Raw genomic sequence first — 24,531 nt, 5'->3', positions numbered from 1 at the left:
CACCTACTTGGCGCTGCAGTGCAGCACGCTCAGCAGGCTGGCCCTGCGGTGACCACACTTGGTCACGCTCAGGACGCTGCCCGGCAGGCTGCTGCCGTGACCGGCGACGACGTCCGGGTCGAAGCCTTGCAGTTCGAGGAGCGACATGGATGTTCACCTCCTCCCTGAAACCTCGTGGGGACGGGGGTAGGGGGCCGTGCCGCCGTTCCGTTCGCCGGTGGGGGCGAGGAACGGCAGGTGCACGGGGCTGTCATGCAGGGCGGAGCCGACGGCGAGCAGGACGCCCGCGCTGCCGGTGGCCAGGTCGGTGGAGAGACGCAGCAGCTGGTCGCCCGGGAAGACCAGGTGACCGTGGAGGGTGAGCGCGTGGCGTGACAGGCAGCGCACATGTTGGGCGACCACCGGGTCCCGCTCTGCGGCCGTGCCGGGAGGATACGGTCGGCTGAGGCAGAGGATCATTCCCGCCAGGCCGTTGAAGAGCCCTGACTGGACGAAGAACTGACCGCTGGCTGCCCTGCGAATCGCGGCGGCCGCATCGTGGAACCGGGCGTCCTGGCGGTGGGCGAGGAAGTCGTCGAGAACGAGACCTATCCCCGCGCTGCCGTTGCCCAGATACGGCAAGGTCCGCCAGCCCTCGTCGACTTCCATGGCCCCGTTCTCACGGACCACACAATGGTCCAGGTCCCGGCGTAGCGCCGTGCCGGCCAGGTCGAGGAACTCAGGGTCGCCGGTGTCCTCGTACTGCCGCACGAACATCAGGGCGGGCCCCGCCGAGCCGCGCAGCAGACCGGCGGTCGTGTTCTCCGGCGAACCGAGCCGATCGGCGACGACGCCCGCCACCTGGAGTGCGGCGTCCCGCAGTGCGGGGTCGCCGGTCGCCGCCGCGAAGTGCTGAAGGTTCAGGCCGACACCCGCCAGGCCTCCCTCAAGGTCGAGCCCCAACTGCTGCCACTCCTCACCCAGGCACATGTCGAGGACTTTCATCGCCTCGTCGCGGTGGCCGAGGTGATCGAGTGCGTACGCGATGCCGTGCATGCCGTCGTAGAAACCGAGGTGCGTTCCCGGTCGAGGGTTCAAAGCCCGCTGTATCAGCCACTCCTCGTGGTCACGGTGGCGGCCGGCACCGACCGCGTCGAGCGTGTACAGCACCCCCGCCGCACCGTGTGCGAATCCCAGGCCTCCGCCCGCTGCGGCGAACTGCTCGATATCGCCTGGGAAGAGCCGGTCGTCACGCTCGGGTGTGGCGGCCGCCAGGATGGCGTCGGTCACGGATGCGCGGGCGCGGATCCAGCCGCGGTGATCCGGTTCCAGCCGCGTCTCCGCCTCTGCGCCTGCCGTTGTCGCGATCCCGCCGGCACTCCCCGTGATCACATTCACTGCTTCGTCCAGGAACGCGCGGGGGACCGAGAACGACCGGGCGACCTCTTCGGCGAGCTGTCGTGCTTTGCTCAGGTCGAGCTCGAGCAGCGTGGTCAGTGGCATGAACATGGAGATACGCAGACAGGCCAGTGCGTAGCGGTCGATATCGACCCCGGTCAGGTCCGGTGGGGCCGCGAAGCCGGGGGCGGCGAGGCGCTGCCCCGACTGATCGGCCGCGTCCGCCGCGCCCTCGAAGTCGATCAGCACAAGCCGGCCGTCGGGACAGACCAGCATGTTGTCGGAATGGAGGTCGCCGATGACCAGTCCCCTGGCGTGCACGGCGCCGACAGCGCGCTCGACCCGGTCCAGCATGTCGAGCGCCCACGAGGTGTAGCCAGTGGTGTCGGTAGCCTCGCCCTGCGGATGCACGAGGGGAAAGCGGTCGACGAAGAGACTGTTGAGCGTCGATCCTTCAACGAACTCCTCGACGAGGAAGTGGTGCTCCCCCAGCACGAAGTGGTCGAGCAGCGCGGGCACACAATCGAGCCCCTGCAGCCGCTCAAGGACTTCCCGCTCGCGGCGTTGCCGGGCGACCGCGTCCACGCCGTCCCTGGTGAGCCCCGCGTACGGCCGGGCCTCCTTGAGGATGACCCGCTGCCCCGTCCGTGTGTCGCGTCCGGTGTACAGGCCGCCGCCGTTGGAGTAGTGCAGGGCACCCTCGATCTGATACGGCAGGCCGGCCACGGTCGTGCTGTTGCGTGCGGCCAGATGGGGCTCGAGGAAGGCGGGCAGCGTCACCCAGTCCGGAGGCCGGAAGGTCGGTGTGCGCACATCAGGCACGAGTCGGCCGGAGGCGTCCTCGATCGCCGTCACCGTCTCTCCCTCGGGCGAGACGCACGTCCGGTAGGCGAAGCCGCCGTACCGGACGTACAGCGGACCCGTTCCCCAGCGCAGGTCGCTGAGGATGTACGGGCCCTGCCGCCCCTCCAGGAGGGCACCCAGCTCGTTGAGGACCACTTCGAGCCGGTCCTCGTCGGCCGGGTAGATCGTCACGAACTTGCCGCTCGATCCCCGCCCCGCGTACTTGGCGTTGGCGACCAGGAGGTGGTCCGCGCTCGGGAGGAACTTGAAGGCGATGCGGCGGGGGACGCAGTAGTCCCACACCGTGGTGAGGATGTCTTGCGCGTTGCCGAGGCACGCCGACACGTGGATCTTCCAGCCCTGCGGGGGCAGCTCCACGTCGTCGGGGTTGAAGACCACCCATCCGTCGAGCTCCGAGCGCTCCCAAGTGTCCGGAGCCGGACACCGGGTCTGATCGAAGTCGCTGCGCTGTTCACGCGCACGGGTGGGCGTGTCGTAAAAGTGGGAGTCCATGAGGCAATAGGCCTCGTAGCGCATGTCCACGGGGGTCTCCGTAGTCTCTGCTCGTGGGCTCGGGGCCCGTGAGACAGACCATTGCTCCTGTGGTCCGAGGACCGTACTCGGAGTTCATGGGGAACGTTCACCCGGGATCGATCACTAACGAGGATTGCAGACTCCGCCCACCGCGGCATACCACCGTTTATCACGCGTGCGCGGTGAGACTGTCCCCTCAGGATCGGGAGAACTGTCTCTTCACGGCCGGGAGAAACGCCGGATCGTCCCGGCCTGTCCGCGTCGCAGCCATGCTCAAGGCCGAGATTCGGGCTCACACCCGCCGCTCAACTGCGCGCGTACGGGACCAGGTTCCGCATCGGCGATCGCTCCCTCGACATCGGGCTGCATGACACCCCGTACCCCTTCCTGCTGTTCCTCGCCCAGGCCGCGACAGAGAAGGTCCTCGGCGAGTACTCGACGCGACTGTCCGCAAGACACGCCACGTAGCTGCGGCCGGGCCAGAACAAGGCACCGCTGATCCGGGCGACAAGCATTCTGGCGCGAATCTGGCACGCGACGATTGATCACCACGGACAGCAAAGGGCCCGGGTCGGAGACCCGGGCCCTAATTATGGAGCGGGTGACGAGAATCGAACTCGCGCTCTCAGCTTGGGAAGCGACGGCGCTTGGGCGGGCTGCATGGCTCTGACCAGCGCAGATACCTGGTCCTTGGGGCGGGCGTGTAGGTCGGATCGCACCGCTGTTGACCGTGGTTGTGCGTCCTTACGGGCACGGATGGGGCACGGCCTCGGCGTAGTCGCGCGGTCGGACTGTCAGGCCCGCGTGGAGAGGAACCAGGCGCGGGCCGGTGCAGGATGTGCGGACGGCGTTGCGTGCGCGATCCTGTGACACCAGTCCGAGGAGTCGGAGCCGATCGTTGATCGGTGGTGTTGTTCTCCCGCGTGGCTGGTCGCGACCGCGGGCGGACAGGCCCTTCAGGACTCGGTGCCGTCTCCGCCGCGCTGCCGTTCGGCGAGCATCTCGATCAGCTCGTCGGCGCTCGCCCGGGTGTGGCGTTCCACTTCGGCCTCGACGGTGGCGGGGTCGCCGCCGAGAATGGCGTCGATCAGCCGTTCGTGGACGTGCAGGGCCCGGTCGGGATCGGATCGGGTGCTCTCGTCGAGCGTGATGGCGAGGTTGATCTGTGCTTCGACGGTGGGCCAGATCCGTTTCAGCATGGCGTTGTCGGAGGCGTCCCAGATGGTGCGGTGCAACGCGACGTGGGCCTGGTGGAGACGGGCGGCATCCTGCGCACCGTGTGCGGCGCGGTACTCCTGCCAGGCGGTTTCGAGCATGGCGCGCCGGGAGCCGTCGGAGTCGTCGGCCACCGCCTTGGCCGCGAGCGTCTCCAGGGCGACGCGGACCGCCGCGGTGTCGGTGATGAACTTCTCGTCGATCGCCGTGACGACGACGCCGCGATACGGCTGTTGATCGAGGAGCCCTTCGTGGATCAGCTGGTAGACGGCTTCGCGCAGGGTCGGGCGGCTGACGCCCATCTGCTGGGCGATGTGAACTTCGCGTAGAGGCTGGCCGGCCTTCAGCTCTCCGGCCATGATGGCCCGGCGCAGTTCGTCCACGACCGCGTCCCGGCGCGTCTGGGTGGTGACCTGCCTTGGGCCGGCGGCCTGGGCGTCGTACTCGCTCATGAATCCCCTCCGCAGATTGTCAGACCACATTCTATGGGGGCGGGTACGCGTACCGGCGATGCCGTCGTCCCGTGACGGCATCGCGGGACGGGATCAGAAGCGGATGGCGTCGATGAAGGCTCTGAGGCCCGGGGTACGGGGATTGGTGAAGGCTTCGCTGGGCGGAGCGTCCTCCTTGATCAGGCCGTCCTCGAAGAAGCAGAGGCGGTCAGCGGCCTTGGAGGCGAACGCCATGTCATGGGTGACGATCACGCAGGCGATGCCCTCCTCCTCCTTCAGCTTGGTCAGTACGCCCAGCACCTCGGCGGCGACCGGCGGGTCGAGCGCGGAGGTGATCTCGTCGCACAGCAGCAGGCGCGGGCGCATCATCAGGGCCCGTGCGATGGCCACGCGCTGACGCTCTCCTCCGGACAACTGGGTGCAGCGGCTGCGCAGGTGCTGAGCCATACCGACTTCGGTGAGTGCCCGTTCGGCCCTCTCCAGCAGCTGCGCCTTGCTCTCGCCCAGGACCCTCTTGGGGGCGATGGTGAGGTTGTCCAGGACGTTCATGTGGGGCCAGAGGGTGTAGCTCTGGAAGATCATTCCGACCTGGCCCCGGAGTTCCTTCCACGCTTCCTGGTACTCGCCGTCCTGCACGACGGTCTGCCCGGCGAGATGGATGTCACCGGCGTCCGGCTCCTCCAGCCCGGCTATGACCCGCAGCAGGGTGCTCTTGCCGGAGCCGCTCTTGCCGATGAGCACGGCTATCTCGCCGCTGTCGATCCGGAAGTCGGCCTTTTTGAGGACCTGGCGTCCGTGAAAGGACTTGCTGACTCCGCGAGTGTGCAGGAACGCCGTCTCGTCCGGCAGTACGTCGACGGTGGTCTTGCTCAGGGAAGTGGTGCCCGTACCCGGGTCCGATGGGTTGGTTTCCTGCGTTGTCATCAGGCACCTTCCGGCTGGGACATCTTGGCGGTCGGGGTGGAGGGGGTGCCCGCCACGGCGGGTGGCCGGTAGCCGGGCCGCAGCCGGCCGAGCGTGCTGCGCAGCCCGGACGAGGGCGGCGGGGCGCCGCGCGAGCCGGAGACCAGCAGGCGCCGTTCCAGGTAGCTGGTGAACAGCGTCGCGGGGAAGGCGACGACGAAGTAGAGGATCGCGACCATGGTGAAGATCTCCATGGGGCGGTAGGTCTGGGTGGACAGGATGTTCCCCTGGAACGTCAGGTCCGCCATGCCGAGCGCGGACACCAGGGACGTGTCCTTGAACATGCTCACGTTGAGCGACAGGATCGAGGGGATCTGCTGGCGGAACGCCTGCGGCACGATGATGTACCGCAGGATGTGGAACCGGCTCAGCCGCAGCATCTGGGCCGCTTCGATCTGCTCGGTGGGCACGGACTGCATGCCGGCGCGGTAGGTCTCGGCCATGAACGCCGTCAGATGCGCGGTGAGCGCGAGGATGATCGAGAGCTTCGCCGGGAAGGTCGTGTCGAGGAGTGCCGGCAGGGCGTAGAACACCCACAGCAGCTGGATCAGCAGCGGCGTGCAGCGGAACACCTCGATGTAGAACTGTGCGGGCCATCGGATGACCTCGATCTTCGACATCCGAGCCACGGCGAGCGGGAAGCCGAGGACGGCGCTGGCCAGGATCACGACGGTCGAGACTTCGAGGGTCAGCCACAGGCCGTCCAGCAGGACGGGCAGTGCGGGACCGATGACTCCCAGGTCCGGGGAGTAGGCGAGATTCATCGCGGTCTGCCTTCGGGAGACGGGAGGTGGCGGTCAGGGCTTGATCTGAAGGTCGCCCAGGTTGTCGACGTCGCGGTAGCCGGCGTCGGCGAAGGAGCGCTCGATCTCGCCGCTGGCCACGGAGTTGTCGATCGCGACGTTGACGATCTCCATGGACCGCGCGTCGATGTCGGCGGGAACGCCGTAGGCCACGTGGTTCACCAGGAGCGCCGGGTCGGGTACGACGATGCCCACGGACTTGTCCTTGTTCGCCATGTCGACGGCGGTGCCCAGGTCGGCGAAGACCGCCACGGCCCGTCCTGCCTTCACCCCGCTCAGCGCGTTCTGGAAAGTGTCCACCCGTAGTTCCTCGGCCTTGGCCCGCTGAAGGGCGGTGTCCGCGGCGGTTCCCTGCGAGGTGCCGATCGCCTTGCCCGAGTCGAGGATCTGCTTGCTGGTCGTGAAGTCGCTGTCCCGCTCGACCAGGAACACACCGGGGTAGGACCAGGAGGGGTTGGTGAAGCGGATCGCCAGGCTGCGCTCGACGGTCTGGTCGAGGTCGGCGGCGACGTCGTACTTGTTCGCCTGCAGGCCCGCGACGATGTTCTGCCAGGTCGTCGCCACCGTTTTGACCTTCACGCCGATGCCGTCGGCCAGGTTCTGCAACGGGATCAGGTCGGGGCCGGTACATGTGCCGTCCGACTTCACGACGATGGTCGGCGGCGCGTCGGCACAGCCGATCCGCAGCACGCCCGCCTTCTTGATCTTCTCGATCCAGGCGGCCTCGCTGGAGGAGCCGGACGAGGCGACGGTCTGCGACGAGCCGCCGTCCGAGCCGGATCGTCCGCCGAAGTATCCGGCTATGAGGGACAGCAGGAGCAGTCCCAGCACGTAGAAGGTGTATCGGCTCTGCTTGGTGAGGGCCATGGCGTACTCCGGGGCTAGAGAACGGGCGAGAGGGCACACGCGGCGGAGGCACGGGGAGCTCGAGGGCCCGCAGAAAGAGGGTCGCAGCCGCCAGATGTAAATTGTCTGACAACCAGCAAGTTAGGGGGAGGTTAGAGAGACGGCCACGCGCTGTCAATGGCCGCAATCGTGATACTTCGAGCGGTGCCGCTCCGCCGCGCATGCCGCTCGCCGCGGGTTACGTGCCGCCTGCATCAGGGGCTTGAGCTGGGCGGATGTGAGGCGCCGGCGGCGGCTACGCGCCCAGCCCCGCGGCGCCGGTCGTGTCCCGCACATGGTCGAGAAAAGCGAGGGTGGCCGGATGCGTGGGCGTGCGCGGCCAGGCCATCCGGACCGTCACGGGAGGCGCGTCCGACAGGGGCAGATAGCGGACGCCGGGGTGCGGATGGCTTTGCTCCGTGGCCTGGGCCGTGACGCCCACCGCGTCACCCGTGGCGATCACCGTGAGCCATTCGTCGACGTTGGCCACCTCGAACGTGCGCGGCCGCGCCCCCTCGGGCTAGAGGCCGGCCGTGGTTGCGGCGGTGGCGCAGAGCACAACCGGCCGGTCGGCGAGGTCGGCGAGGCGTACGGCCGGGCGACCCGCGAGCGGATCGTCCTCGGGGACGGCGACCAGGCGCCGTTCCCGGTACAGCGGCCGGACCTCCAGTCCGGCTTCCGGGGCGGGCTCGGTGCGCAGGAGCGCGGCGTCGACGTCCCCTCGGCGCAGAGCGGCTTCCGGGTCGTCGCCGCGGTGTACCTGTACGGGAGTGTCGGGATGCTTCTCCCGCCAGGTGCGCAGCAGTGGCACGGTACGGTCGCCGAGGGCCGCCCAGGCGAAACCGATCCGCAGCGGTCGTATCCCCGTCGCGGCTTCTGTCAGTGCGTCGTCCAGCTGATGCAGGATCTGGTGGGCCCGCTCGTGCAGCCGCTGTCCCGCATCGGTGAGGGAGAGCGCGCGGGTCGTACGCTCCACGAGGCGCACGCCGACCCGGCTCTCCAGCTGCTCCAGGGTGCGCGAGAGGGCGGGCTGGCTGATGCGGAGCACGGCCGCGGCGCCGGTGATGGTGCCCTCGTCGCCGATCGCGGCGAGCGCCCGCAGATGCCGGAGCTCCACATTCATAACCCTGGAGCATAAGTGCTCTGCGGAAGGTATTTCCCTCGCTCCACGGACCGGACCTAGCGTCGCTGTCATGAAGATTCTCCTCATCGGCGCCACCGGCACGCTCGGCTCAGGCGTTCACCAGGCACTGGCCGTCCGTGGGCATGAGGTCCTCACCGTGGGACGCGGCGGCGGCGACCTGCGCTGCGACATCACCGACCCGGCGCAGGTCACCGAGCTGTACGACCGGGCGGGCCGGGTGGACGCGGTGGTCAGCGCCGCCGGTCACGTGCCGTACAAGCCGGTCACCGAGCTGGCGCCCGAGGACTACCTGGCCGCCTTCCGGGACAAGGTGCTCAGCCAGATCGACCTGGTGCGGCAGGGGGTTCCGCGCATTGCCGAGCGGGGTTCCTTCACCCTGATCACGGGTGTGCTGGCCCGCGAGCCGATCCCCACCGGCAGTGCGGCCTCCATGGCCAACGGGGCGGTGGAGGCGTTCGTGCGTGCCGCCGCCATCGAGATCGCGCCGCAGCGCGTCAACGCCGTCAGCCCCACGGTGTTCACCGAGAGCCTCGACGCCTACGGGGACTTCTTCCCGGGCATGCCCTCGGTCGATCTCGCCGACGTCGCCCAGGCGTACGTCCGCTGCGTCGAGGGCGCCCAGACCGGGCAGGTCTACGCTTTGTAGTGACCGTTTACGCAGTTCAGGGGTCCTCGCGCAAGCGGGGGCCCTTCTTGCTTTCCGTGCCATCACTGCGCCGACTCACGGCAACAACTTCACCGCGACTTATTGACTGCGCCGGGCGTCGAGCCTAGCGTCGCCTCCATCGCCGCAGATTGTTTGACAATCTGCACGCACTTCTCTGTCGGAGGTACACGACTCCATGCGGATCATCGTTGTGGGTGCCGGGGCCGTCGGCCTGGCCAGTGCCTACCGGCTGGCCAAGAGCGGCTGTGAGGTGGTGGTCCTGGACGCCCGGCGCGCGGGCTCCGCCGCCACGCACGGCAACGCGGCCAAGATCGCGCTGGCCGAGAGCGGCCCGGTGCCCGCCCCCGGCGTCATCCTGCAGTCCCTGAAGTGGATGCTGAAGCCGGACAGCCCCCTGTACGTCAGGCCCTCGCTGGCCCCGTCCTTCGTGAAGTTCATGCTGAGCATGGCCCGGCACTGCACCGCCCGGGACTTCCGCCACGGCCTTCAGACCCAACTGCGCCTGGCCGAGGGCACCATGGACATCCTCGACGACTGGACCCGGGACGGCATCGACTTCGAGATGCACAAGGCCGGCGTCCTGCTCGCCTTCGAGACCCGTGAGCGGTACGAGGAGCAGTGCGCCTCCCTCGACGTCTTCGAGAGCTTCGGCATGGTCCCCGAGCACCTGCACGCGGACGCCGTCCAGGCTCGCGAACCGGCACTGAACAGCCGTACCCGCCACGGCCTCTACTTCCCGGACGACCGCCAGGTCGAGCCCGACTCCCTCACCGCCGGCCTGCTCAAGCGCTGCCAGGAATTGGGCGTGGAGATCCACGAGCACACCCCGGTACGCCGCTTCCCGCGCCAGGGCGACACCGTCACCGGCGTACTGACCGACAAGGGCGAGTTCACCTGCGACACACTGCTCCTGGCGGCCGGCGTATGGACCGGCCCCATGACCCGCCAACTGGGCGTTCCGCTGCCCATCCGCCCCGGCAAGGGCTACAGCGTCGACTACACCCCCGCGCCCCTGCAGCTGCGTACGTCCCTCACCCTGGAGGACGCCCGCGTCGCGGTGACCCCGCTGGGTGGCTTCCTGCGTCTCGCCGGGACGATGGAGTTCGGCGGCCTGGAGGAGAACATCAACCCCCGGCGCGTCGCCGCCATCAAGCAGGCCGCGGCCGACGCCTTCACCGACTGGGGCAACCCGCCGGGAGAGGCCGCTCCCTGGGCGGGCTTGCGGCCCATGACCCCGGACGGCCTTCCCGTCATCGGCCGGCTTCACCCGCTGCCCAACGTCTACGTCGCCTCGGGCCACGGCATGCTCGGCCTCACCCTGGCCCCCGCGACCGCCGAGATCATCACCGAGGCCATCACACGGCAGCGTCTCCCCGCTGTCGCCGAGACGGTCTCCCCGCGCCGCTTCATCCGCCGGTGACCTTCACCCTCCACTTCCCCTCTCACTTCAGGAGACCGCCCATGAGCGCCCCGCAGTTCACCGGCATCCTCGCCGCCGTCGTGACACCGCTGACCGAGGACGGCTCCGCTGTAGACGCGGCGGGCGTCCAGCGCCAGGCCGACCACATCATCGGCGGCGGTATCCACGGCCTCGTCCCCGGCGGCAGCACCGGCGAGTTCACGACGCTGACCCTCGGCGAACGCAAGCAGGTCACCGAGCTGTACGTCGAGGCCGCCGCCGGACGTGTCCCGGTCATCGCCGGCACCGGCGCGCTGAGCACGGCCGAGACCGTGGAGCTGAGCGTCCACGCCCAGAAGGCCGGCGCGACGGCCGTCATGATCGTGCCGCCGTTCTACGACGCGCCGTCCTACGAGGAACTCCTCGCCTACTTCGGCGCGGTCTCGGAGGCGATCGACATCCCGATCATGTACTACAACATCCCCTCCGCCTCGGGCGTGCACCTCACCCCCGAGCAGCTGGCGAAGCTGGCCCGCGAGACCGCGGTGAGCTCGTACAAGGACACCGGCGGCGACTTCGCCTGGCTCTCCGCCGTCCAGCAGCAGCACGCGGAGGACATCACCACCCTCAACGGCTGGGACACCCTCACCTTCGCCGCCCTCGCGAGCGGCGCGAAGGCCGGCGTATGGGGCACCGCCAGCGTGATCCCCCGGCTGTGCGCCGACCTGTACGACGCCCTCGCCGTCCGCGGCGACCTGCACGCCGGGCGCGAGCTGTGGGCGAAGATCTTCCCGATCTGCCAGTTCCTGGAGTCCCACAACTACGCCTGCGGCATCAAGACCGGCCTCGACCTCGTCGGCGTCAGCGCCGGCCCCACCCGCCGCCCCGTCCTGCCGCTGGCTCCCGAGCACCGCAAGGAGTTCCGCGCCCTGCTCACGGCGGCCGGCGTCGAGACCGCCGACGACCCGGTGGCCGCGTGATGGCCACCCAGCACCGCCGTATCCACGCGATCGACGTCCACGCCGAGGGCGAGCCGGGACGCGTACTGATCGGCAGCCATCTGCACGTCCGAGGCGCCACCATGGCCGAACGCCTGCAGTACTGCGAGAAGCACCTCGACGAGCTGCGCCGCCTCCTGCTGCGTGAACCGCGCGGCTACCCGGCCCTGTGCGGCGCCCTCGTACTCCCTCCGGCCGACCCGACCGCCGACTTCGGCCTGGTCGTGCTGGAACAGGGCGGCTTCCGTCCCATGTCCGGCTCCAACCTGATCTGTGCCGTCACGGCTCTCGTGGAGACGGGCGCGGTGCCGGTCACCGAGCCGGTCACCGAACTCACCGTGGACACCGCCGTCGGCCTCGTCCGCGTCCGCGCCGAGGTGTCCGGGGGCAAGGCCACCCGGGTCACCTTCGCCAACGTGCCCGCTTTCGCCGTCGCGCTGGACCACGTCCTGGAGCTGCCGGAATACGGGCGGGTGCCGGTCGACATCGTCTTCGGCGGCCAGTTCTACGTCCAGGCACGCGCCGCGGACCTCGGCATCCGCCTGGAGCCCGGTGCCGCCAAGCAACTCGCCCGCGCAGGGGCGGTGCTGCGGACCGCCGCACAGCAGCAGGTCCCGGTGAGCCACCCGCTCAACCCCGGCATCAACCAGATCTCTCTGACGATGATCCACGGCCCCTCCCCGACACCCGGCGCCTCCGCCCGCAACACGGTCGTCCTCCCGAACGGCGAGGTGGACCTGTCCGACCCGACGACCTGGACCGGCACCCTGGACCGCTCCCCGTGCGGCACCGGCACCAGCGGCCGCATGGCCGCCCTGCACGCGCGCGGCGAACTGCCCCTGAACACCCCGTTCATCCACGAGTCGATCCTCGGCACCACCTTCACCGGCAGGCTCCTGTCCGAGACCCGGATCGGCCCCTACGAAGCCGTTCTCCCGACGATCAGCGGACGAGGCTGGATCACCGCGTTCAGCCAGTACGTCCTCGACGAGAGCGACCCCTTCCCGTACGGCTACACGCTCGGCGACCTGTGGGGCGAGCAGGCAGCCCACCCCGAGACCGACTTGGAGACGTGACCGATGGAGACCACCGGACAGCAGTTCATCGCGGGCAAGCGCCGCTCCGGCACGTCCGGCGAGCAGTACGAGGTGATCAACCCCGCCACCGGCGAAGTCCTGGCCACCGACACCCTGGCCGGCCCTGAGGACGTGCACGAGGCGGTGGCCGCCGCGCGCGCCGCCTTCGCCGAGTGGTCGCGCACGACACCCGCCGAACGCTCCGAGGCCATGCTGCGCTGGGCAGACCAACTCCACGCCCGCAGCGAGGAGTTGGCGCAGACCGAAAGCCGCAACGCGGGCAAGCCGATCAGACTCACCCGAGGCTTCGACGTCCCAGGCACCATCGACAACGTCCGCTTCTTCGCCGGAGCGGCCCGCAACCTGGAAGGCCGCGCCTCGGCGGAGTACTCAGCCGACCACACCTCCACGATCCGCCGCGAACCCATCGGCGTCATCGGCTCCATCGCCCCCTGGAACTACCCGCTCCAGATGGCGGCATGGAAGGCGCTGCCCGCCATGGCCGCCGGCAACACGGTCGTCCTGAAGCCGTCCGAACTCACCCCGCTCACCTCGGTGTTGTTCGCCGAGACAGCCCGGGAGGCCGGTATCCCGGACGGCGTCCTCAACATCGTCACCGGCAGTGGCCCCGTCGCGGGCCAGGCCCTGATCACCCACCCCGACGTCGCCATGGTCTCCTTCACCGGCTCCACAGCCGTCGGCCGCCAAGTCGCCGCCCAGGCAGCCGGGTCGGTCAAGCGCGTCCACCTCGAACTCGGCGGCAAGGCCCCCTTCCTCGTCTTCGATGACGCCGACCTGGAGGCCGCCGCCCGCGGAGCCGTCGCCGGAGCCCTCATCAACTCCGGCCAGGACTGCACCGCCGCTACCCGTGCCTACGTCCAACGCCCCCTGTACAAGACGTTCGTCGAGCGCGTCGCCGCCCTCATGGACGGCGTACGCCTGGGCCCCGTCGACGACCCGGACACCGACATGGGTTCCCTGATCTCCCTCCGTCAGCGCGACCGGGTCGCGGCCATGGTCGAGGCTGCTCGCGAGGGCGGCGCCACGGTCGTGCGCGGAGGGAGGGTCCCTGACGGACCGCTCGGGCGGACCGCCCACTACGAGCCCACCCTCATCACCGACGCCGCGCAGGACTCCGCCATCGTCCAGCAGGAGGTCTTCGGCCCGGTCCTGGTCTGCCTCCCCTTCGACACCGACGACGAGGCCATCCACCTCGCCAACGACACCCCGTACGGACTGGCCGCCTCGGCCTGGACCACCAACGTCTTCCGCGCGGGCCGCGCGAGCCGCGAGATCCAGGCAGGCTGCGTCTGGATCAACGACCACATCCCGATCATCAGCGAGATGCCGCACGGCGGCTACAAGGCGTCCGGCTTCGGCAAGGACATGTCGGCCTACTCCTTCGACGAGTACACCAACGTCAAGCACGTCATGACCGAGATCACCGGCACCCGGCACAAGTCCTGGCACGACGTGATCTTCACCAGCCGCTGACCGCGCGTCACCTACACGGCGCACGAAAACGCCGTTCACTTGCCGAGGAACAACAGACTGAGCGCCTCGCGCGCGTCAAGGCCGTGAGCGCACTACGCAGCCCCAGGTCGCTGACCTGGGGCTGGAAGAAGAGCGGGTGACGAGAATCGAACTCGCGCTCTCAGCTTGGGAAGCTACGGCGCTTGGGCGGGCACCATGCCTCTGACCTGCGCAGATGGCTTCCCCGTGGGGTGGTTGTGCGGGTCGGTTCGCACTGCTGTTGACCGTGGTTGTCCACCCTTACGGGCACGCTATGGGCACGGCGTCGTGGATCGGCGGGGTGTTGGGTGCGCGCGATGGCTGAAGCGCCAGGCTCGGCTTGCTCTCCTGCCTGGAGCAGATGCCGCGTCGCGAGTGCACACACCGGATCGTCAGGGAGCGACGCTACGACAGAAATGCTGAGTCAGCGTCACTTGCGCGGATCAGTGTTGAAGTCCCCGACCGCAAGGGAAGATCAACTCCCGTTGAAGGCCGTTGAAGGGAGGGGATCGTGCAGGCAGATCACGGGCAGGGGCGTGGAGGCGCGCTGCTCACCGTCCGGGTGGAGGCGGCGCTCACGGGGCCGGCCGAGCACCGGAGAAAGGCCCGTGCCTTGTTCGAGGAGATGGGCTGGGAGGTACTGGACGCTCAAGAGGAGGAGTACCCGGAGGTTCGCACCCCGGGCGGAGTCCTTCCGGATGAGGCGGTCCGGAAGTCGGTCTACGCGCGCCACGATTCCCCGTAGTTGTCGTTCCTGAGTGGATGACGATCTCGGTGAAGCCGAGTTCCATGTGCTTGCCAGTAGCGTGGTGCCGCGTGCCTATGGTCTTGTCCGGCGCCGCAGGAGTGCCCGTCAGCCGCGCACCATCGCCGCCGCGGAACTGTCCGGCGACCCACTGAACTCCGGAGGCGGCTGGCGAGTTTCGGGTTCAGACCCGATTTTGCTCAAACAAGTGCGCACCTGACCGGGACTGGATCTGCTTGAGTGAGGTGGTGCGCTGATGCGCCTGACCCGCGCCCCGCGCCGTCAGTCTCTTCCTGCTCCTGTCGTGCTTGTTCCGCAAGGTGCTCTCTCGCTTCCCCATAGGTCGGTGGATGGTCCCGAGTCGCACCCGCCCGCGCGGGCGCATGGGGCGGCCCCGGGCTGCACGAGGGGGTGTGAGCCGGGGCCGCCTGAGACCGTCGGCGGGGGGGATGCCGTCGGTCGGAACCGAGTCTTGGATCCGGGGGAATTGGTCAGTAGCCCGTCGCGGGCGCTGAAAAATCGGGGAGAAGTCCTGTTCTCGGGAAGTCTCGGCCGTTCGGCCGATTGCGCGGCCCTGCCGCGTTGCGGCATGTGGCCTTTCGGCTGATCCGGTTGTGTCGGCGGGGGGCTAGGGTCGCGCCGTGGAACTCCTGAAACCCGTGCGTGCCCTTGGTGCGCCTCGCGGAACGGAACCGGATGCCCGCCGGCAGGTCATTCTGCGGGTGCTCGGCATCGTCCTGCTGTTGCTCGCGGCGGGTGTGGACCTGCTGATGGCGGGTGTCGACGGCAAGCCGCTGTGGCCTCAGCTGGTCGTGCTGCCGATCGGTCTGGCTGCGGTCCTCTGGCCCGCCGCCGTGCGGCCGGCGTGGCTCACCACGCCGGTGCGGACCGCCGTGCCCGCGGTCCTCTCCGGCGCCCTGACAGCGGCCCTGCTGCTGTCCGGCCGGGGGTCGGAGCTCGGACCGGGCGAACTCGCGATCCTGCTGTGCCTGCTCCTGATCGCGGTGCGTGACTGTCCCGCGCCGTGGGCGGCGGTGTGCGGCGTTGTGGTCGGTGCGGCGGTTCTCGCCCTGCCCTACAGAGAGGCCGCCGGTCACCCCTATGTCACGTCGGTCAACCCGTTCCAGTACTTGCTGCCGGCGGGTGCGGTCGCCGGACTCGGCGGGTACCTGCGCACGCTGGACCACCGACGCCGCGTCGCGGTCACCGAGACACAGCGGACCGAACGCCTCGCCATGGCGGCCGACCTGCACGACTTCGTGGCCCACCATGTCACCGGGATCCTCGTGCAGACGCAGCTGGCCCAACTCCTCGCCACCACGGAACCCGAGCGTCTGGGCGGAATCCTGAAGGACGTCGAGCGCTCGGCCGTGGAGGCCCTCGCCTCCATGCGCCGCACCGTCGGTCTTCTGCGTGAGGTCCCCGAGTCCGCCGAGGCCGGGAGCGACGACCGCCGCCCCGGGGGTGATCTGGCCGCGCTTCCCGCGCTGGTGGCGGGCTTCGGCGGGCCCGTCGGTCCGCGGGCCGAACTGCGCCGCGATCCCTCGGTGCCCGACGACCTGCCCCATGAGGTGCAGGCCGCCGCCTACCGGGTCGTCCAGGAGGCCCTCACGAACGTACGGCGGCACGCCGCGGACGCCACCGAGGTGACGGTCGGCCTGGCCTACGACGGCCGCGTGCTGGAGGTGACGGTGCGCGACGACGGCCGTGGCAGCACTCGCTTGCCCAAGGCCGCACGCGGCGGCGGCTTCGGCCTGGTCGGGCTGACGGAACGGGTCACCGCGCTCGGCGGCAAGCTGCGTACGGGATCCCGCTTCGACCGCAGGGGCTGGGAAGTCATGGCGACCCTGCCTACGGAGAGGGGCCGTCGGGACCGCCTCGGTGCGCTCGGCCCCACGCCGTAGAGAGCAGGACTGCGGCCACCATCGCCCTGGAGGCGACCAGCGGGCACTGCGGGAAGCCGGGTGAGAGCCGTGCCGGGGGTGAGGCATCGGACATCGAACTCGAAGCCTCGTACCGCCGTTGCACGCGGCGCTCGACGATCGCGCCGGCAGGACGGCGGACTCGCCGACGCGGTACGAGCGAAAGTTTCAGTGATCCTCCGCAGGTGGTGACTGAATGCCACCGTTTGTACAGTCGTGCAGGCACGTCGTGGCATTGAGGGGCACGCGCAGAGCGGCCCTCACCGTGGACCGTCAGCAAGGGGCCTGAACAGCACATGCGTTATCGGGAACTCGGCCGCACCGGGCTGACCGTGTCCGAGATCGGCTACGGCGCCTGGGGACTTGGCCAGGGGGCCTGGGTCGGCGCCGACGACGACTCCGGCGTCCGTGCCCTGCACCGTGCCCTCGACCTGGGCGTCAACCTCATCGACACTGCCAGGGCATACGACCGCAGTGAGCGCGTCGTCGGCCGTGCGCTGAGGGAACTCCCGGGCGGCGGTGACGGCGTGTACGTGGCGACGAAGGTCGGGCCGAAGCTGCCGGTCTCGCTGGCGCCCAGCGGGCTCGATCCCATGGAGGCGTTCCCTGGCTCGCACCTGCGCGAGAGTCTGGAGACCAGCCTGCGCGAGCTCGGCCGCGACCACGTCGACCTCCTTCAGCTGCACACCTGGGAGGACGAGTGGACCGGGCGCGGTGACTGGCTGGAGACGGTGGACGCCCTCAAGCAGGAGGGCAAGATCAGGTTCTTCGGGATCTCCGTCAAGGACCACCAGCCCGAGAACGTGCTCACGGTGCTGCGTACGGGGGTGCTGGACACGGTCCAGGTCATCTACAACGTCTTCGAGCAGGCCCCGTCCGACGCCCTGTTGCCGGCCTGCGAGGAGTACGGCGTGGGGGTGATCGGGCGGGTCGCGCTCGACGAGGGGGCCCTGACGGGCTCGATCCGTACGGGGGTCACCTTCCCCGAGGGCGACTGGCGCAACTGGTACTTCAGGGACGATCGGCCCGCCCAGGTGGAGAAGCGTGTGGACGCGCTCCTCGCCGACTTGGGGATCGTCGTCGACGAGCTTGCGTCCACGGCACTGCGGTTCGCGCTCGCCGGGCGGGCGGTCTCCACGGTCATCGTCGGGATGCGGTCACTGGCGAACGTGGAACGCAATGCCGCGGTCACCGAGGCGCCGCTGCTGACCGCCGGGGAACTCGTGCTGCTGGCCAAGCACCGTTGGCAGAAGAACTTCTACTGCTGATCCGTTCCTCCGCTCTCCTGGCCGGGGCACGGGACGTCGTCGCGCGCGTAGACGGTGACGCGGGCGCCGGTGACGTTCTTGGTCGTGCATTCCCGGAAGTACCGTTCCAAGGTGCGGTGTTTGGCCAGCTCCGGGGCGTTGATGTCCGAGTGCGCGCCTGCGGCGTCGCGGACTGCGACGATTCGTCGGAAGGCCCGAATGCGGTGGGCGATCTCCTGGGCGGGCAGCTCGGTGCCGGACAGCGTGTCCGAGGACACGGCGTCCTGTGCAAGCGCGAGGTCGGTGAGTACCCGGATGTCCTGGGGGCGAGCCTGGGTCCAGACGCGGTGGCGGCCCGACAGGTAGAGGAGGCCGTCGCCGGGGCGGGCGGACTGGCGTACCGCGCGGCCGATGGCGATCACGTCGTCGTGGTGGCTCTGCGGTGTCCGCAGGTGCGTGCTCACCGGCACCAGGGAGGCCAGCACCGCGGCCGCCGCCGCCCACGGGGCCCATCCCGTCGGCGGCCGGCGGAAGGCGTGATCGATACCGGCGCCCAGCAGCAACGCGAAACCGATGGTGCTGTAGAGGACGTACCGGTCGACGAAGAGGGACTTGATGGGCGCGAGCAGGAGAAGGAGCAGACCGGGCAGGATCAGGATCGGCAGCGCCAGAGCTGCCAGGCTGATGGGCCCGCGCCCGGTCACGGGGCTTCGCGCGCACCAGACGCCCACCACCGCCATGGCCAGCAGGCCCAGCAGCTGCACCGGGTGGGGCCAGGCGATCCAGGCGACCTGTCCGGACTGACCCGCACTGAGCACCGCCAGCGGCAGCAGCCCCGCCGCAGCGCCCCAGGCTGCCACCGTCCACGCCCGCATCACAGGGCGAGGGACCCCGGAGACGAGCAGGGTCACGCCGTGGGCGGCCACGGCCAGGATCGCGAACTCGTGGAGCAGGCCGGCGAGCAGCATGGCAAGGCCGTAAGCGCACCACCGCCCTCGGGACGGGCGGGAGACGGTGCGGACGAGCAGATAGGTGGACCAGGTGACCAGAGCGCACACCATGGCGTACGAGCGGCCCTCCTGCGCGTACAGCTGAATCTGAGGGATCAGGGGGAAGACAAGACCGGCCAGCAGTCCGACACGAGGGCCGGCGAGACGATGTCCCAGGAGTCCGATGCCTGCTGCGGCCAAGGACATCGCCACCACTGAGGGCAGGCGCAACGTCAGCAGCTCACCGCCGAACAGCCTGAACAGCCCGTGCATCAGCGTGTAGTAGAGCGCGTGCACGAGGTCCACGTGTTGGACGGTGCGCCAGATGTGCGCCACGCTGCGGTGCGCGAGCTGGTAGGTGACGGATTCGTCGCCCCACATGCTGTTCTGTCGGCGTATCCCCCACAGGCCCAGGGCCAACGTGACCAGCATGGGCACGATGACCGCCAGCGAGGCAGGCGGTTCGCGTCGCGGACTCCTGGATCGAACGACGGCAGGCTTCAGAAGAGGGTGCGTTTGTCCCTGTGCGGTGTTGATGGCGAACTCCGAGGGCTGCGACCGGACCTGACGGTCCCGGAGGCCGGCTCGCCTCTCGATGTGCTGGTGCATGCGCGCGCTCCGTGCTGATGGGCCGCTGTCGGGGGCGCGCTGAAGGTAGGAGGGCGAAGTGCGAACGCACGTCACACCCAGGTGCTGACTTCTGGCTCATACCTGGGTATGACGGTGCCAGTTTCTGGAACCTTCAGGCCCTCGCTCAGCGCCCGTTGACCTGCGGGCCGGCGGCCATCGGCTTCGGAACGACAGATCCCGGCAACCGGAGGTTCGGTTGCCGGGATCGGGTTCGGCACGGTGACATCACACCGTGGCGGCGTCAGGTCAGGTGAGGGTCCACTTCTGGTTGTTCTGGCCGTTGCAGGTCCACAGGATCAGCTTGGTGCCGTTGGCGGTTGCCGCGTCGGAGGCGTCCAGGCAGAGGCCGGAGAGGTTGTTGGTGATGGTGCCGCCCGAGCTGACGGTCCACTTCTGGTTGGTGCCGCCTGTGCAGTCCCAGATGATGACCTTGGTGCCGTTGGTGGTGCCGTTGTTGTCGGCGTCGAGGCACTTGTTGCCGTAGACGACGAGTTCACCGCGCGACGTCTGCTGGAAGGTCTGGTTGCGTCCGCCGGAGCAGTCCCAGATCTGTGCCTGGGTGGCGTTGATGTAGGTGTTCTTGTCGATGTCCACACAGCGGTTGGAGGCGGAGCCGACGAGGGCGGCGCCGTCGGCGCCGGGGATGCCCTGGACGCGGAGGGCGTCGATGTCGGGAGCGGTGCTGCCGGAGACCGCGGCGAACTTCACGGTGTTCGCGCCCTTGGCCAGGTGCGCGAGCACCGAGACCGTCCGGTAGGTGGTGGCCGAGCCGGTCGGAGGGAAGGCCACGACGTACGCGTACTGGCCGCCCACCTGGAGGGTGGCCTTGCGTGCGGTACCGGAGCCGTTGGCGTACGTGATGTCCACCAGTTTCGTACCCGCCGTGGAGGCGGTGACGTTGCTGAACGTCGGGGTGGTGGCGGTGGTGGTGTCCTCGTACGTCGAGCCGGATGCCTCGGTGCCGGAGACGGTCAGCAGCACCGCGTCGTTCGCGGGGACGGAGGTGGTGTAGCCGGTGGCGAAGGATCCGGCGTTGGTGCGGGTCCAGGCGTTGCGCACGGTGGCGGAGGCCGAGGTCAGGCCGAGGTCGGCCCAGCGGACGGTGATGTTCGCGGCGGAGCCGGTGCGGTTGAACAGCATCACCGCGCGCTTGCCGGTGCCGGCGAGCACCTTGCCGTACACCTGCAGGTTCCGGGTGTCCTCGGCGACCTTGACGCCCTGCAGGCCGCGCGGGTCCTGGTTGACGGCGAGGACCTCGGGGTTGGTGAGGATGTCGCGGGTCTCGGTGGTCATCGTGGCCACGTTGTTGCCGGCCAGCAGCGGGGCGCCGGCGATCGACCACAGGCTCATGTGCAGCCGGTTGCGCGCGGCGGTCATACCGTTCAGGCCGACCATCAGCATGTCGGGGTCGTTGTAGTAGCCGGTGTGCTGTGCCGCGGGCTGCAGGGCCTCGTCGAAGTTGCGGTACATCTTCGTCAGGCCGGGGGTCTCCTGGTGCAGGAGCACGTCGTGGCTGGTGCGCCACAGGTCGCCGTAACCGGTGGCCCAGTTCCAGGGCAGTCCGGTGCCCCACTCGCAGAACGACAGCACCAGCTTGCGGCCGGTCGCGGCCGATGCGGCCTCGTTCGCGGCGGCGATCTGCTTGTACTGGGTCTCCTGGTCCAGGCCCTCCACCCGGCCGCCGCACCAGTCGATCTTGACGTAGTCGAAGCCCCAGCGCTGGAAGGTCTCCAGGTCCTGCTGGTAGTGGCCCTCCATGCCGGTGTTGGGCGCGGCGGGCCGGGTGGTGGGGTAGTAGTAGCCGCAGCCGTTCTTGCCGGCGTCGGTGTAGATACCGGCCTTGAGGCCCTTGCTGTGGATGTAGTCGGCGATGGCCTTCATGCCGCCGGGCCACAGGGTCTCGTCGACGACGATGTTGCCGTTCGCGTCACGCTGACCCTGCCACCAGCCGTCGTCGAGGTTGACGTACTTGTAGCCGGCCGCCGCCATGCCGGAGGAGACCAGGGCGTCGGCCTGCTGCTTGATCACGTTGTGGTCGATGCTGCTGAAGAAGCTGTTCCAGGACGCCCAACCCATCGGCGGCGGGGTGACGCCGATCTGATGGGTGCTCACAGCGGCCGGTTCGACGGCCAGGGGCGTCGACGGCTCCTGCCGGTCGAGGCTCGCCAGACCGACGACGACGAGCCCGACGGCGAGGACCCGGGCGATGATGCGCCTTGTCCATCTTCGTGCAGCAGTGTGGGACATGCGGCTCTCCAGGGGGAGGGAAGGGGGAATGAACGTGATCTTGCCAGGACGCCGGCCCGGGGCGTCGTGAGAGAGAGCTCTGGGGGCACGCCTGTGCGGCCACCGCCACTCTTGCTCGATATACCGGACGGGGTTCGGTGAATCGGTCAGAAGGTAGGGGCGCGGCAAACGGCAGGTCAATGGTTCTGTCGTTTCTCGTTGGATTCTGTGCGGCGGATTCAGCCGGGGGCGTCCGCACGCCGTGGCGACGTCGACGAGCCGGCTGCCGAGATGGGGCCGTGGGCCGCGGGCCGTTGGACGCGGGCGTCGGTCGAGGCCCACCGGACTCTGCCTGTCAGCTCCGTGCCCCTCAATCCGCCGTTCGGCCGAGATTCCGCGTGTCCGGGCCGGTTGCTCATGGCCGTTCGGCCGAGGCGGTGGTCCCTGCTGAGAGGGGAGAGTGGGGCCCGGTCTCCGCCCCGGCTGCAGCGGTACGGCGATGTCGCTGCAGCCGCGCCTCCGACGCCATGTGGCCGGGCCGCACGGGTTCTTCAGGTGACCGGGACAGGAGAGATGAGCATGACTATCCGGGTGGTCGTCGTGGACGACCAGGACATGGTGCGTTCGGGGTTCGCCGCGGTGCTGTCGATGCAGAGCGACATCGACGTCGTGGGGGAGGCGCCCAACGGCAGGCTCGGCATCGAGGTCAGCCGCAGCACGCATCCCGACGTGGTGGTGATGGACGTACGGATGCCGGAGATGGACGGGCTGGAGGCGGCGCGGCAGCTGCTCGATCCGCCGCCCGGTGTGGTGCACCGGCCCAAGGTGCTGATGCTGACCACTTTCGACATCGACGACTACGTCTACGAGGCCCTGCACGCCGGGGCCAGCGGCTTCCTGCTCAAGGACGCCCCGGTCGCCGAACTCGTGCAGGCGGTGCGGGTGATCGCCGCCGGTGAGGCGCTGCTCGCCCCGTCCATCACCCGTCGCCTCATCGAGGACGTGGCCCGGCGCCGCCCCGTCCCGCGCCGGGACGAGCGCGTGCGGCTGAACGGCCTCACGCCACGGGAGACGGAGGTCCTGCTGCTGGTCGCGCAGGGCCTGTCGAACGCGGAGATCGCCGCGACGCTGGTGGTGGCCGAACAGACCGTCAAGACCCACATGACCCGGATGTTCGCCAAGCTCCACGCCCGCGACCGGGCCCAACTCGTCGTTATGGCCTACGAGTCGGGGCTGATCACCCCGGGCAAGTCCGCCTGACCCGCGCCCGGTGCGGCGGCCGGCTCACAGACGGGAACGCCCGGCGCCCGCCCCGACGGTCGGCCCAACGCTCGCCCCAGGCACCTCATACCCGGGTGTGACACCGGAGTTGGCACCTGGGTGTGACGTGCGGTCCCGTCCCCGCGCCCTACCGTCACCGCGCCCTGACCAACCAGGACCGGTTTCGCACGGAGCGCACATGCACCAGATCATCGACATCGACCACATCATCCGGCTCTACCGCACCTACGCCCACGACCTCGACCGGGTCCGCGAGAAGCAGCGGAAACTGCTCGCGCCGCCGACCTCGCTGAAGGCCCAACTCGACGACATCGAGGCGGAGATCACCTACCTCCTGCTGCGTGAGACCCGACCGGAGACGGTGGTGGAGATCGGCACCTTCCACGGCTGGTCCACCACCTGGATCCTCCAGGCACTGAGGGACAACGGCACCGGCCACTTGTACTCGTACGACGTCGTGGACCACGTCGTGCGCAACATCCCCGAGCAACTGTCCACCGGCCGCTGGACGTTCACGCAGGGAGACGCACGGGAGAACCTGGAGAAGATCCCGGACACCGCAGACTTCCTCTTCATCGACGCGGCGCACTCGGCGAGTTTCGCCCGCTGGTACATCCGCGAGCTGTTCCCGCGCCTGCGGCCGGGCATACCGGTGTGCGTCCACGACGTCTTCCACGGCCGCAGGCCACTGCCGTTCACCGAGGGCGCGGTCGTCCTGCGCTGGCTCACCGACCGGGAAAACGCCTGCTTCACGGCCTCCCGGGCCCGCGAACCCGAGATCCACGATCGTCTGAACGACGTCAAACGAGCCCTCGCTCTGGGGCACCCCCTCCGCGACAGCAGGGACAACCCGATGATCTTCTTCACCCTGCGCTGACGCCGTGTGGAGCGCGCGGCCGGCGCAGCGCGGTTGCCGCGCCGCGCCGGCCGGTGAGCCGAGGGCCGTCCGCCGTCACCGGGCGGCGTCCGGCCCGGGCGTCGTCGAAGCCGGCCGCTGCGCCGGGCCGCGGAACGCTGCCCGGTCGGCCCACCACCGTGGCCCGCAGCGCCGGCCGAGAAGGCACCCGCACCCGCGCGGCTCGCTGTCAAGCGGGCGCCGGTGGGACCACCGGGGTACCGGAATATCGAGCCGTGCCGCCTACGGTCCAGCCCGCCGGTGCTCCCAGAGCGCCTCTCCGTGTGCTTCCAGCACGACGGTGCCGGAGTCGTTCGTGAGGGAGCCCCGGCTGCGGACGACGGCCGTACCGTCGTCGCGGGGGCGCACCTCCACGATCTCCAGCGTGCCGTGCAGGACGTCCTCCGGCCTGACCGGCGCCCGCATGCGCAGGGAGCTGATCTCCCGGCCGGCGATGATGGCGGCGCGTGAGAACACGGCGTCCACCATGAGGCGTTGCAGGACCGCCGCGGTGTGGAAGCCGCTGGCGATGAGGCCGCCGAAGCGGCTCCCGGCCGCCGCGTCCTCGTCCGTGTGCAGAGGCAGCGGGTCGAAGCGGCGGCCGAAATCGAGGATCTCCTCCCTGGAGATCTTGGCGCTGCCCAGGGCGAACACGGCCCCGGGCCGAAGGTGTTCGGCGTACAGCACCCGACTCACCGCCGTTCCGGCGCCGGTGCAGTCCCTGCCTG

22 protein-coding genes are annotated in these 24,531 nt (G+C 69.5%); 11 read left to right on the top strand and 11 right to left on the bottom strand.

Annotation, left to right across the window (positions count from 1 at the left end; genetic code table 11):
• Window positions 1–3: 3 nt before the first annotated feature.
• The 8 genes from GAS53_RS08890 to GAS53_RS08860 all read right to left on the bottom strand — a co-directional run bounded on the left by GAS53_RS08890 (window position 4) and on the right by GAS53_RS08860 (window position 8,195).
• Window positions 4–147, bottom strand: a complete 144-nt coding sequence (locus GAS53_RS08890; protein WP_151476907.1) for a SapB/AmfS family lanthipeptide — start codon at window positions 145–147, stop codon at window positions 4–6.
• A gap of 6 nt (window positions 148–153) precedes the next feature.
• Complete coding sequence (gene lanKC, locus GAS53_RS08885) at window positions 154–2,757, bottom strand: class III lanthionine synthetase LanKC (protein WP_318721713.1); 2,604 nt, start codon at window positions 2,755–2,757, stop codon at window positions 154–156.
• 953 nt (window positions 2,758–3,710) lie between these two features.
• The gene (locus GAS53_RS08880; protein WP_192583027.1) at window positions 3,711–4,421 is read right to left on the bottom strand and encodes a GntR family transcriptional regulator; all 711 of its coding nucleotides are present in this window, start codon (window positions 4,419–4,421) and stop codon (window positions 3,711–3,713) included.
• A gap of 93 nt (window positions 4,422–4,514) precedes the next feature.
• Window positions 4,515–5,345, bottom strand: a complete 831-nt coding sequence (locus GAS53_RS08875; protein WP_151476904.1) for an amino acid ABC transporter ATP-binding protein — start codon at window positions 5,343–5,345, stop codon at window positions 4,515–4,517.
• On the bottom strand, window positions 5,345–6,148 hold the full coding sequence (locus GAS53_RS08870; protein WP_151476903.1) for an amino acid ABC transporter permease: 804 nt from the start codon (window positions 6,146–6,148) through the stop codon (window positions 5,345–5,347). The genes GAS53_RS08875 and GAS53_RS08870 overlap by 1 nt, the downstream gene beginning before the upstream one ends.
• 33 nt (window positions 6,149–6,181) lie before the next feature.
• Window positions 6,182–7,054: an ABC transporter substrate-binding protein gene (locus tag GAS53_RS08865; protein WP_151476902.1), complete on the bottom strand. Its 873-nt coding sequence runs from the start codon at window positions 7,052–7,054 to the stop codon at window positions 6,182–6,184.
• Window positions 7,055–7,328: 274 nt separating this feature from the next.
• The gene (locus tag GAS53_RS58295) at window positions 7,329–7,562 is read right to left on the bottom strand and encodes a type 2 periplasmic-binding domain-containing protein (RefSeq protein ID WP_404829190.1); all 234 of its coding nucleotides are present in this window, start codon (window positions 7,560–7,562) and stop codon (window positions 7,329–7,331) included.
• A 30-nt stretch (window positions 7,563–7,592) separates the two neighbouring features.
• The gene (locus GAS53_RS08860) at window positions 7,593–8,195 is read right to left on the bottom strand and encodes a LysR family transcriptional regulator (protein ID WP_404829189.1); all 603 of its coding nucleotides are present in this window, start codon (window positions 8,193–8,195) and stop codon (window positions 7,593–7,595) included.
• Between the two features lie 70 nt (window positions 8,196–8,265).
• Here GAS53_RS08860 and GAS53_RS08855 point away from each other — a divergent pair, with 70 nt between their 5' ends.
• The 9 genes from GAS53_RS08855 to GAS53_RS08815 all read left to right on the top strand — a co-directional run bounded on the left by GAS53_RS08855 (window position 8,266) and on the right by GAS53_RS08815 (window position 17,803).
• Window positions 8,266–8,862 carry a short chain dehydrogenase gene (locus GAS53_RS08855; protein ID WP_151476901.1) on the top strand — a complete coding sequence of 199 codons (597 nt, stop codon included), beginning with the start codon at window positions 8,266–8,268 and terminating at the stop codon, window positions 8,860–8,862.
• Window positions 8,863–9,058: 196 nt separating this feature from the next.
• Window positions 9,059–10,303, top strand: coding sequence for an NAD(P)/FAD-dependent oxidoreductase (locus tag GAS53_RS08850; protein WP_151476900.1), 1,245 nt, complete (start codon window positions 9,059–9,061; stop codon window positions 10,301–10,303).
• Window positions 10,304–10,344: 41 nt separating this feature from the next.
• Window positions 10,345–11,262: a dihydrodipicolinate synthase family protein gene (locus GAS53_RS08845; RefSeq protein ID WP_151476899.1), complete on the top strand. Its 918-nt coding sequence runs from the start codon at window positions 10,345–10,347 to the stop codon at window positions 11,260–11,262.
• The gene (locus GAS53_RS08840) at window positions 11,262–12,356 is read left to right on the top strand and encodes a proline racemase family protein (protein WP_151476898.1); all 1,095 of its coding nucleotides are present in this window, start codon (window positions 11,262–11,264) and stop codon (window positions 12,354–12,356) included. Before GAS53_RS08845 ends, GAS53_RS08840 begins: the two co-directional genes overlap by 1 nt.
• Before the next feature lie 3 nt (window positions 12,357–12,359).
• A complete protein-coding gene (locus GAS53_RS08835) occupies window positions 12,360–13,850 on the top strand; it encodes a gamma-aminobutyraldehyde dehydrogenase (protein WP_151476897.1) in 1,491 nt (496 codons plus the stop codon).
• Window positions 13,851–14,379: 529 nt separating this feature from the next.
• Complete coding sequence (locus GAS53_RS08830) at window positions 14,380–14,613, top strand: hypothetical protein (RefSeq protein WP_151476896.1); 234 nt, start codon at window positions 14,380–14,382, stop codon at window positions 14,611–14,613.
• Between the two features lie 13 nt (window positions 14,614–14,626).
• A complete protein-coding gene (locus GAS53_RS08825) occupies window positions 14,627–14,833 on the top strand; it encodes a hypothetical protein (protein WP_151476895.1) in 207 nt (68 codons plus the stop codon).
• Window positions 14,834–15,254: 421 nt separating this feature from the next.
• Entirely contained in the window at window positions 15,255–16,517 is a 1,263-nt protein-coding gene (locus tag GAS53_RS08820; RefSeq protein WP_225858814.1) for a sensor histidine kinase, read from the top strand.
• Between the two features lie 314 nt (window positions 16,518–16,831).
• Window positions 16,832–17,803, top strand: coding sequence for an aldo/keto reductase (locus GAS53_RS08815; protein WP_151476894.1), 972 nt, complete (start codon window positions 16,832–16,834; stop codon window positions 17,801–17,803).
• Here GAS53_RS08815 and GAS53_RS08810 read toward each other — a convergent pair.
• Window positions 17,794–19,203 carry a glycosyltransferase family 39 protein gene (locus GAS53_RS08810; RefSeq protein ID WP_151476893.1) on the bottom strand — a complete coding sequence of 470 codons (1,410 nt, stop codon included), beginning with the start codon at window positions 19,201–19,203 and terminating at the stop codon, window positions 17,794–17,796. The genes GAS53_RS08815 and GAS53_RS08810 overlap by 10 nt on opposite strands.
• A 444-nt stretch (window positions 19,204–19,647) precedes the next feature.
• Entirely contained in the window at window positions 19,648–21,648 is a 2,001-nt protein-coding gene (locus tag GAS53_RS08805) for an RICIN domain-containing protein (protein WP_151476892.1), read from the bottom strand.
• 558 nt (window positions 21,649–22,206) lie between these two features.
• Between GAS53_RS08805 and GAS53_RS08800 the strand changes: the two genes are divergently transcribed.
• Both GAS53_RS08800 and GAS53_RS08795 read left to right on the top strand, forming a co-directional pair.
• Window positions 22,207–22,887, top strand: a complete 681-nt coding sequence (locus tag GAS53_RS08800) for a response regulator (RefSeq protein ID WP_151476891.1) — start codon at window positions 22,207–22,209, stop codon at window positions 22,885–22,887.
• Between the two features lie 199 nt (window positions 22,888–23,086).
• Window positions 23,087–23,785: a class I SAM-dependent methyltransferase gene (locus GAS53_RS08795; protein ID WP_151476890.1), complete on the top strand. Its 699-nt coding sequence runs from the start codon at window positions 23,087–23,089 to the stop codon at window positions 23,783–23,785.
• Window positions 23,786–24,046: 261 nt separating this feature from the next.
• Here the strand turns inward: GAS53_RS08795 and GAS53_RS08790 are convergent, their stop codons facing one another.
• Complete coding sequence (locus GAS53_RS08790; RefSeq protein WP_192583026.1) at window positions 24,047–24,499, bottom strand: MaoC/PaaZ C-terminal domain-containing protein; 453 nt, start codon at window positions 24,497–24,499, stop codon at window positions 24,047–24,049.
• Window positions 24,500–24,531: the final 32 nt, after the last annotated feature.

It is taken from the genome of Streptomyces albicerus, assembly GCF_008905045.1.
GTDB classification, from domain to species: Bacteria; Actinomycetota; Actinomycetes; order Streptomycetales; family Streptomycetaceae; genus Streptomyces; species Streptomyces albicerus.
The sequence above is the reverse complement of the archived record's forward strand: the minus strand, read 5'-3'. Positions and strand labels throughout refer to the sequence as shown.